This is a genomic window from Nitrosomonas marina (genome assembly GCF_900111605.1).
In the GTDB taxonomy this organism is placed as follows: Bacteria; Pseudomonadota; Gammaproteobacteria; order Burkholderiales; family Nitrosomonadaceae; genus Nitrosomonas; species Nitrosomonas marina_A.
This window is the reverse complement of sequence record NZ_FOIA01000053.1, coordinates 1-9915: the sequence shown is the minus strand read 5'-3', so window position 1 is coordinate 9915 and position 9915 is coordinate 1. Positions and strand designations below refer to the sequence as shown.

Annotated in this window: 9 protein-coding genes; 6 read left to right on the top strand and 3 right to left on the bottom strand. The window is 49.1% G+C overall.

All coding sequences use genetic code 11. From position 1 onward, the window contains the following. The 6 genes from BMY62_RS15180 to ettA all read left to right on the top strand — a co-directional run. Positions 1–3108 (top strand): Ig-like domain-containing protein (locus tag BMY62_RS15180; RefSeq protein ID WP_143058841.1); only part of this gene is annotated, 3108 nt, incomplete at its 5' end. A gap of 192 nt (positions 3109–3300) precedes the next feature. Further along, complete coding sequence (locus BMY62_RS15175) at positions 3301–3609, top strand: (2Fe-2S) ferredoxin domain-containing protein (protein ID WP_090661922.1); 309 nt, start codon at positions 3301–3303, stop codon at positions 3607–3609. 26 nt (positions 3610–3635) lie between these two features. Beyond that, complete coding sequence (locus BMY62_RS15170; protein ID WP_256207662.1) at positions 3636–4253, top strand: alpha/beta hydrolase; 618 nt, start codon at positions 3636–3638, stop codon at positions 4251–4253. Between the two features lie 113 nt (positions 4254–4366). Beyond that, positions 4367–4699 carry a YnfA family protein gene (locus BMY62_RS15165; RefSeq protein ID WP_090661918.1) on the top strand — a complete coding sequence of 111 codons (333 nt, stop codon included), beginning with the start codon at positions 4367–4369 and terminating at the stop codon, positions 4697–4699. Between the two features lie 21 nt (positions 4700–4720). Next, on the top strand, positions 4721–4951 hold the full coding sequence (locus tag BMY62_RS15160) for a DUF2835 domain-containing protein (RefSeq protein ID WP_090661913.1): 231 nt from the start codon (positions 4721–4723) through the stop codon (positions 4949–4951). 106 nt (positions 4952–5057) lie between these two features. Then, positions 5058–6722, top strand: a complete 1665-nt coding sequence (gene ettA, locus BMY62_RS15155) for an energy-dependent translational throttle protein EttA (protein WP_090661905.1) — start codon at positions 5058–5060, stop codon at positions 6720–6722. Positions 6723–7266: 544 nt separating this feature from the next. On the opposite strand, the gene BMY62_RS15150 is transcribed toward ettA, so the two are convergent. The 3 genes from BMY62_RS15150 to BMY62_RS15140 form a co-directional block, all read right to left on the bottom strand. Next, the gene (locus tag BMY62_RS15150) at positions 7267–7671 is read right to left on the bottom strand and encodes an RNA-binding S4 domain-containing protein (protein WP_090661927.1); all 405 of its coding nucleotides are present in this window, start codon (positions 7669–7671) and stop codon (positions 7267–7269) included. A 5-nt stretch (positions 7672–7676) separates the two neighbouring features. After that, positions 7677–8909, bottom strand: a complete 1233-nt coding sequence (locus BMY62_RS15145) for a bifunctional alpha/beta hydrolase/OsmC family protein (RefSeq protein ID WP_090661902.1) — start codon at positions 8907–8909, stop codon at positions 7677–7679. A 206-nt stretch (positions 8910–9115) separates the two neighbouring features. Beyond that, positions 9116–9742, bottom strand: a complete 627-nt coding sequence (locus BMY62_RS15140) for a hypothetical protein (RefSeq protein WP_090661899.1) — start codon at positions 9740–9742, stop codon at positions 9116–9118. Positions 9743–9915: the final 173 nt, after the last annotated feature.

Genomic DNA, 9915 nt, shown 5'->3' with positions numbered 1-9915 from the left:
ATTACCATTACCAGCCCGGGCAGTGACAGCGTCGTTTCCGGCGTTGTTCCTGTCGAAGTCAGCTACTCCGACAACGTGGGTGTCGTATCCGTCGATCTGTATGTAAACGGGCAGCACTACGGTCAAAGCACTCAGGAACCTTTTACCTTTTCGCTGGATACGACCGTCACGGATGACGGCCATAACACGCTCAGCGCGGTAGCGCTGGATGCAGCAGGCAATCAAAGCTCAGTCGGTATTGCAATTACCGTCAACAACGGCACCAATACAGGTGGCACGGGCGGTGAGACACCGACAAATGATAATGAAGCGCCAATTATTACCATTTTCTCACCTGCTGCGGGCAGTGAATTGTCAGGTATCGTACCAGTCGAATTTGAAACTTATGATAACGAGGGTATCGCACGTGTTGATCTCTATGCCAACGGTGTACTGGTCGGTTCGAGTACACAAGCGCCTTTTACCATTAACTGGGATACGACACTGAACAACAACGGCACCGGTTATCTGCAGGCTCAGGCATTCGATCACGCTGGCAATGACGATTTGTCCTTTTTCAGAAATATATCAATCAACAACACCACCGGTGGATCATCAGGCGATGATTCTGGTTCTGGTTCTGGTTCTGGTTCTGGTTCTGGTTCTGGTTCTGGTTCAGATTCATCAGGCACACCGCCAGCCGGATCAGACACGGAAGCGCCTATCGTTACAATCTATTCTCCGTCGCCTGGCACCCAGGTTTCGGGGACCGTACCGGTTGAATTTGAAACCTATGACAATGTAGGCATCGCTCGCGTCGATCTCTATGCCAACGGCGTGCTGGTCGGTTCGAGTACACAAGCGCCTTTTACCATTAACTGGGATACGACACTGAACAACAACGGCACCGGTTATCTGCAGGCTCAGGCATTCGATCACGCTGGCAATGACGATTTGTCCTTTTTCAGAAATATATCAATCAACAACACCACCGGTGGATCGTCAGGCGGTGGGTCAGGCTCCGGTTCTGGTTCTGGTTCAGATTCATCAGGCACACCGCCAGCCGGATCAGATACGGAGGCACCCATCGTCACGGTCGCCTCGCCTCCCCCAGGCACCGAAGTATCGGGCACCATACCCGTTGAATTTGAAACCTATGACAATATAGGTGTTGTGCGTGTCGATCTCTATGCCAACGGCGTCCAGGTCGGCTCCAGTACGCAGAAACCGTTCACCATCAACTGGAATAGCACTCAGACCAGCAACGGTACAGGCTATCTGCAGGCACACGCATTTGATGCGGCCGGCAATAAGGCAGTCTCGTTTTCCAGAAATGTTTCTGTCAACAATACCGACACCGCACCACCGGCGCCTGCGCCCGACACTGTTGCGCCTGTCATCGGCATCGCTTCTCCGGCACCGGGCGCTGTTACAGGTGTTTTTCCTGTAACGTTTAACTATTCCGACAATACAGGTGTCGTCGCAGTGGAGCTGTATGTCAACGGCGAACTTTACGGCAGAAATACACAGGCGCCGTTCACCTTTACGCTGGACTCGGCGTCGGTCATTGATGGCGACCACACCCTGTCCGCGCTGGCTTTTGATGCAGCCGGCAACCAGGGCGCTTCTGCCAACGTAGTGGTTACCGTAGGAAACCACTCCGGCGATACTGAGAAACCGATTGTCACCGTCGCATCGCCGCCGCCGGGTACCGAAGTATCGGGCACCATACCGGTTGAATTTGAAACTTGGGACAATATAGGTGTTGTGCGTATTGATCTCTATGCTAACGGTGTTCAGGTCGGCTCCAGCACGAAGGCACCTTTCATCATTAACTGGGACACAACGCAAACCGGCAATGGCGCCGGCTACCTGCAGGCGCACGCATTTGATGCGGCCGGCAATAAGGCAGTCTCGTTTTCCAGAAATGTTTCTGTCAACAATACCGACACCGCACCACCGGCGCCTGCGCCTGACACTGTTGCGCCTGTCATCGGCATCGCTTCTCCGGCACCGGGCGCAGTTGCAGGTGTCTTTCCTGTAACGTTTAACTATTCCGACAATACAGGTGTCGTCGCAGTGGAGCTGTATGTCAACGGCGAACTTCACGGCAGAAATACGCAGGCGCCGTTCACCTTTACGCTAGATTCGGCATCCGTCGCTGACGGCGATTATGCCCTGTCAGCACTGGCCTTTGATGCAGCCGGCAATCAGGGCGCCTCTGCCAACGTAGTGGTTACCGTAGGAAACCACTCCGGCGATACTGAGAAACCGATCGTCACCGTCGCATCGCCGCCGCCGGGTACCGAAGTATCGGGTACCATACCGGTTGAGTTTGAAACCTGGGACAACATAGGTGTAGTGCGTGTCGATCTCTACGTCAATGGTGCTCAGGTCGGCTCCAGTACAAAGGCACCATTCACTATCAACTGGGACACGACGCAAACCAGCAACGGTGCAGGCTATCTGCAGGCGCATGCATTCGACGCGGCCGGCAATACGGCTGTCTCATTCTCGAGAAATGTTTCCGTCAACAACACTGCACCACCCGCACCTGCACCTGACAATGTTGCGCCTGTCATCGGCATCGCTTCTCCGGCACCGGGCGCAGTTGCAGGTGTCTTTCCTGTAACGTTTAACTATTCCGACAATACAGGTGTCGTCGCAGTGGAGCTGTATGTCAACGGCGAACTTCACGGCAGAAATACGCAAGCGCCGTTTACCTTTACGCTGGATTCGGCGTCGGTCATAGACGGCGACTACACCCTGTCCGCGCTGGCTTTTGATGCAGCCGGCAACCAGGGCGCTTCTGCCAACGTGGTTGTTACCGTAGACAACCACTCAGGCGATACTGAAAAACCGATCGTCACCGTTGCAACGCCGCCGCCGGGTACAGAAGTATCGGGCACCATACCGATTGAGTTTGAAACCTGGGACAATATTGGCATTGCACGCGTCGATCTTTATGCCAACGGCGTTCAGGTCGGTTCCAGTACAAAGGCACCATTCACAATCAACTGGGACACGACGCAAACCAGCAACGGTGCCGGCTATCTGCAGGCGCATGCATTTGATGCTGCCGGTAACAGAGGGATTTCATTTTCCCGAAACGTGTCGGTCAATAACTAGTCACTTAACTTACATGATAGGTAATATGATCTGACACGACTTTTGACATCCTGACCAATTGATGCGCAGTGTATGCTGCGCATCAATTAAGAGGGACTTCGTTGCTTGTGCAGTCAGATGTCAGTTTGTTTTGAAAATGTCATGGCGCACACCGTATAATCAGCGCTGTTTGGATTAAAACCGGGAATCGCTATGAGTTATTATCAATATCATGTATTTTTCTGCGTCAATCAGCGAGAAGGTTCTGCAGTATGCTGTAATAACATGAATGCGCAGGAAATGCGCGATTATGCCAAAGACCGGATCAAATCATTACGATTAAATGGCAAAAGCAAGATACGCATCAACAATGCCGGCTGTCTGGACCGCTGTGACGAAGGCCCTGTTCTCGTGGTTTATCCTGATGAGGTGTGGTATACCTACATAGACAAAGCTGATATCGACGAAATTATCGACGAACACCTGATCAATGGTCGAATTGTTGAGCGCCTTACGATTTAACTGATCAATTTTTGGCTGGCATTATCTTGCATAAATTTTTTATCGACGGTCCGTCAGGCAGGTTGGAAACGATTCTGGCCGAGCCCAAGGAATCGCCTAAAGGCATCGCTGTCGTTGCACACCCTCACCCGTTGCATGGCGGAACAATGGATAACAAGGTGGTCTACACACTGTTTAACAGCATACTTGAACTCGGATTTATTGCTGTCAAATTCAATTTTCGCGGTGTGGGTAAAAGCGAAGGCAGCTTTGATGAAGGCATTGGTGAAACCGAAGATATAGTCACCGTCACACAAACCATACAGCACCAATTCGACCATCATTTGCATGATAAGCCATTATTGCTTGCCGGTTTTTCATTTGGTGGCGGTGTACAATTACGCGCTGTTGAACGGCTGCACCCGCAATCACTTGTTTTGGTCGCACCATCAATACGCACCGCTGGCACAGTATTTTCATACAGCGGTATCGAGCAAATATTGATCATTCATGGCGATCAGGACGAAATAACTCCATTACACACAATTCTTGACTGGGCAACACCGCATACTTTACCAATTGTCGTCATTCCAGGTGCAGAACATTTTTTCCATGGCAAATTACCCGTTCTCAAAAACACAATTCACAACTTCATGAAAACATAACTCACCCTGATATTTGAAATCATACCCCTAATATATTCTGGTCGCAAAGTATCCAGAAAATTACGGTCGATACCGCGCCGATAAAACACAAACACTGCGATTGAACAAAAATTATGATTTTCATCAAAACGACCGCGCTTTTTTTTATCACGGCAATCATGGAAATTCTCGGCTGCTACCTGACCTATCTGTGGCTGACACAGGGAAAAAGCGCATGGTTGCTGATTCCTGCCGGTTTGAGTTTGGCCGCATTTGCGTGGCTGTTGACACTGCATCCAACAGCGGCAGGCCGTGTTTACGCGGCCTACGGCGGCGTCTATATCTTTTGCGCCATTTTCTGGCTATGGACGGTTGATGGTATCAGGCCCACCGCCTGGGATTTGATCGGTGCATTTGTCGCGCTGACAGGCATGGCGATTATCATGTTTGCACCAAAAGCGACCTGATTTCTTTACACTACCAATAGTATGTATGCACGACTGCATGTTGTTCTCAGTATTTCTCCGCAGCAGCTTATCCAATACTACGAAGGACATGCGAGTACGGTCGTGGCCAAAACGAAAGACGGACGCACCGTCCGTTTCCCTGCAAATGTCCTGCGCTCCTTGGTCCAGGCAAATGGTGTGCAAGGCTTGTTTGAACTGGTTGTCGACGAGAACCGCAAGCTTATATCCATCAAAAGAGTCGACAACCGTTAATCACAGTTTAGACTGAATCGCGCGCTTTCAATGCCGAAAGAGCTGCGTTAAACTCTGTTCCTTTGAACATAAATCGTTTTCAAACTTCAATCGGTAAATCTAAATAATGGCCCAATATGTCATGTCAATGCTCCACGTGAGCAAAATCGTTCCACCAAAACGTCAAATTATCAAGGATATATCACTGAGTTTTTTCCCCGGCGCCAAAATCGGCCTGCTGGGTTTGAACGGCTCGGGCAAGTCCACCGTGTTGCGCATCATGGCAGGAGTGGATACTGAATTCGACGGCGAAGTACAGCGACTTCCCGGTGTTCAAATCGGCTATCTACCCCAAGAACCGCAACTGAACCCTGACCATACCGTGCGCGAGGTGGTTGAGGCCGGTATGGGAGAAGTCATTGAGGCACAACAAAAACTCGATGCTGTATACGCAGCATATGCCGAAGAGGGTGCTGATTTTGATGCATTGGCCGAAGAACAGGCACGGCTTGAGGCAATACTCGCTAATGCGGGCAGCGATACCGAGAACCAGATGGAAATCGCCGCGGATGCGTTACGACTCCCTGCGTGGGATGCAGTCGTAAAAAATCTGTCCGGTGGTGAAAGACGCCGCGTTGCCTTGTGCAAGCTGCTGCTCGAAAAGCCGGACATGCTGTTGCTGGACGAACCCACCAACCACCTCGACGCCGAATCGGTCGAATGGCTCGAACAGTTTCTGGTACGTTTTCCCGGCACAGTTGTCGCCGTTACTCACGACCGCTACTTTCTCGACAACGCCGCCGAATGGATACTCGAGCTTGATCGTGGGCATGGTATTCCTTGGAAGGGTAACTATTCCAGTTGGCTCGAACAGAAAGAAGCGCGGCTGGAACAGGAAAGCAAGCAGATCGACGCGCATATGAAAGCGATGAAAAAGGAACTCGAATGGGTGCGACAAAATCCCAAGGGCCGCCAGGCCAAATCCAAGGCGCGCTTGTCCCGCTTCGAGGAGCTCACTTCGCAGGAATACCAGAAACGCAATGAAACACAGGAAATTTTCATTCCGGTCGGCGATCGACTCGGCAACGAAGTGATCGAATTCAAGGACGTATCCAAAGCCTACGGAGATCGGCTATTGATCGACAACCTGAGTTTCCAGATTCCACCCGGCGCAATTGTCGGCATTATCGGCCCGAACGGCGCAGGCAAATCAACGCTATTCAAGCTCATAACGGGAAAAGAACACACTGATTCAGGTGAAGTCAAAATCGGGCCGACCGTCAACATCGCGCATGTCGACCAGGCACGCGACTCCCTCGAGAACGACAAAACCGTATTCGACGCCATATCCGGTGGCAACGATCTGCTGGCAGTCGGTAAATACACCACCCCGGCACGCGCGTACCTCGGGCGCTTCAACTTCAAGGGCAGTGACCAACAGAAAATCGTCGGCCAACTCTCCGGCGGCGAGCGCGGCCGATTGCACCTCGCGCAAACGCTGATAGCGGGCGGCAACGTGTTGCTGCTTGACGAGCCGTCAAACGATCTCGACGTGGAAACCCTGCGCGCACTTGAAGACGCATTGCTCGAATTCGCCGGCTGCGTGCTCGTCATCTCGCATGACCGCTGGTTCCTTGACCGGATCGCTACGCATATCCTCGCTGCCGAAGGTGATTCGCAATGGACGTTCTTCAACGGCAATTACCACGAATACGAAGCCGACAAGGTCAAACGCCTGGGCGAAGAAGGTGCGAAACCGAAACGGATACGGTATAGGCCGATTAGCCGGTAAAATTTACTAAGCAAGTGAACGGTTTATATTCCAGCAATATCTCGTCTCATTAAGAAATTACAGCCTGAAGATAGTAATGTATTTATAGGGCCAATTAGTTCAGGAAAACCTATTCTTATTGGAGCGTTTTCTTTCTGCATGCAATTCGTGAAGGCCGCATGCAAAATTATGTCATTAAATCTGGCGGAACCTTTTGGGATGGATGATACGAAGACAAAATTATTTTACAGCCAACAGAAAACGATGAACTTGTTCTTGAGGTAGATATAGTATATTCCTGGACACTGCTGTCCCGTTAACTTGAAGCCAATGCTGTTATAACTTATTGAAATAAAATAAAAATTAAACATTAAGATTTGCCTGGGACATGAGAATTGTTTGTTTAATAATTGCAACGAGTAAACCCCTAAACGGGACAGTAGTGATTCCTGGAACAAAGAAATACACTTGAATACTCCCGGATGAGCCTTTATCTGAGTGCCTCCCAGAATGCGGCTACAACTAATGTTTCATCATGTCTTTGTACTACACTTACACATTCCAGTCATAGATGATCCTTCAAACGCATTATCTTGCGGCGGTCTCGTTTTGTGGGACGCCCTTTTGTAAAAAAAGGTCTGGGTTGTACTTTGATACGTTCAGCTATGACCTCACGCTGCTGGCGACTCTCTTCTGTTTCGCTATACAGCTGTTGCGCGATTACGGCCGAGCCTCGCTTATTGCTTAGCCCCAATACCTTGATTTCGTACTTGTAGCTACCGATCTGGATTGTCATCATATCGCCCACAACCAGTGTTTTCGCAGGCTTGGCACGAGCCCCGTTCAGGTGAATTCGGCCGCGTTCGATGGCCTCTGCGGCGAGGGAGCGCGTTTTAAAAAAACGCGCTGCAAATAACCATTTATCAAGCCGGTATTTTTCCGGAGTGTTTTTCTTGTCTGCTTTTTGCATACCATTCAATCAGCCTGCCTTGTTTCTATATAAATCTGATTTTCCAGGGTTTTATGAACCGGGCATCGATTTGCGATTTCGAGCATGCGTGATCGCTGCTGGTCATCCAACTGGCCTGTCAGCCTTATGGTCCGGGTGATTTTGTCCACCAGCGCTTCCTGTTCTTCACATGCTGCACAATCATCCGTATGCACACGGCTATGCTGCAACATGACTTCAATGGCCTGAACATCTATTTTTTTATGATTGGCGTACATTCGCAGCGTCATCGACGTACAACTTCCCAACGCGGCCAGCAACAGTTCGTAAGGATTGACGCCTTGATCCGCACCGCCTACACGTACCGGCTCGTCACTGATTAAGCGATGATTCGCAGTAATAATTTCCCGCGTGAATTTCTGGTCAATCTCTTTAACGATAACAGTACCTTCTTTCAGGGTAGGCTCAGTCGCTACTGAACCGGGATCTTCTGTATTGAACCCATCCAGATATTGACCGGCCCAGGCCGACAGTACGGTTGCGACATAATGCGCATCTTCCGATCGGGACAGCAAATGATCGGCACGATCAAGTGAAACAAAACTTTTGGGATGCCTGGCTGCGCTATAAATACGCGCTGCTTCATCAATCGACACCACGCTGTCGAGTGGGGAATGAAAGATCAGTAAAGCTTTATTAAGCTTCTGAATATGCTCCAGCGAATTATATTTCTCCAAATCTTCTACAAACTGCTTTTTTATGGTGAAGCTGCGTCCGCCCAATTGAACACACGCTGTATTGTTCTCCATAATTTCCTGATGAGATTCTACGAACAGTCCTTTGACATGCGATGCTGTGGCTGGTGCTGCAATGGTGACAACCGCTTTAACTGATTGTATTTGTTGCGCCGCAGCCAGAACTGCGGCACCACCAAGACTATGCCCTATCAATAAACTGGGTGCCGAGAATTTAGCTTCCAGAAATTCTGCGGCCGCAATTAGATCCTGAATATTCGAAGAAAAATTTGTGTTTGAGAATTCACCGCTACTGTTTCCTAAACCTGTGAAATCAAATCTTAATACTGCTATTCCCAGCTGTGCCAGTGCGCGCGCAACAAAACCTGCTGCCCGGCTGTTTTTTGAGCAGGTAAAGCAGTGTGCAAAAATTGCATAGCTCTTCGTTTGATGATCGGGTATTTCCAGCAACCCCGATAATAAGTCTCCATCTTTATTTTGGAAAACTGCTTTCTTACTGACCATAGCATTCCTTGATTCTCATACCCCAAATTGACAAAATGAATTTTTCCTATTGAATGGCAAAATTTTCACAAATTTCAGCATACGTAACTCAAAAAAAAAACACGGCAGTATCTGCCGTGTTTCCAGTATTTCAACAGATAGAAATAGAACTTGTCTAATGCTATCGCCAGGACAACCAAATCCTGTTTCTGAATTAATTGCCTGTGTCAGGCTGCTGTTCCTTCCTCTTTTGGTTTTTTACGGCTACGCAAGAAAAAGAATGCTGCGAAAGCAACAAGCGCAACGTACGGCAACACATCCGTAAACCAATTAATTGGCAGTCCTTGACCAACTGCGAATGGAAAAACCGAAACCCATTCCTGATCATTACCCTTTACAGTCACCACACCCGCAAACATCCCTTTCTCTTGAAATGAATGCTCAACCAGAATGGTGGCATTCGGATATACTTCAGGCGGCAGGTGATAGATTGTCATGTTCTCTAAATCCTCATCCGATACCTTTTCCAGATCCTTTGGTGTGGTACTGGTAGTGATATTAAGGGGGGTCGCACTGCGCACAATCCGCACTTCTGTCGCAAATGGACGAAGTTCATCATTGATATAATCCAAAGCGACAACAGTTTTGCCAATCTCTGGAATATCCTCACAAAATTCCTGCTCCTGAGACATTGGCTGATAACCTGTAAAGTGAATCCTGTAAGGTCCAACTGTCAGAACGCACAAATCATCTTCCAGCGACAATCCACCGTGAGCGTAGAGCTGTCCCGAAAAAATAATACCAGATGCTACTACTACAGATACTAAAAATTTTTTTATCATTTTGAAACTCATCGTGTTCCCCTGCAAAAAGGATGATTATAAATCTTTATCGCTTAATTTTGTTTACAATGTTGTTTTTTTTCTTCTTGTAGCCAGCCAGTCTTTGAATCGCTTGGACCTGAAGAGCTTGTAACCAATCAATACTGTCAGCAACAGCCCGACCACAGGACCAATCGTGGCCCTGA

Excerpts from the sequence above, each read along its gene's own strand:
- BMY62_RS15175 (WP_090661922.1), top strand. The coding sequence starts at position 3,301 with ATGAGTTATTATCAATATCATGTATTTTTCTGCGTCAATCAGCGAGAA.
- BMY62_RS15165 (WP_090661918.1), top strand. The coding sequence starts at position 4,367 with ATGATTTTCATCAAAACGACCGCGCTTTTTTTTATCACGGCAATCATG.
- BMY62_RS15160 (WP_090661913.1), top strand. The coding sequence starts at position 4,721 with ATGTATGCACGACTGCATGTTGTTCTCAGTATTTCTCCGCAGCAGCTT.
- ettA (WP_090661905.1), top strand. The coding sequence starts at position 5,058 with ATGGCCCAATATGTCATGTCAATGCTCCACGTGAGCAAAATCGTTCCA.
- BMY62_RS15150 (WP_090661927.1), bottom strand. The coding sequence starts at position 7,671 with ATGCAAAAAGCAGACAAGAAAAACACTCCGGAAAAATACCGGCTTGAT.
- BMY62_RS15145 (WP_090661902.1), bottom strand. The coding sequence starts at position 8,909 with ATGGTCAGTAAGAAAGCAGTTTTCCAAAATAAAGATGGAGACTTATTA.
- BMY62_RS15140 (WP_090661899.1), bottom strand. The coding sequence starts at position 9,742 with ATGAGTTTCAAAATGATAAAAAAATTTTTAGTATCTGTAGTAGTAGCA.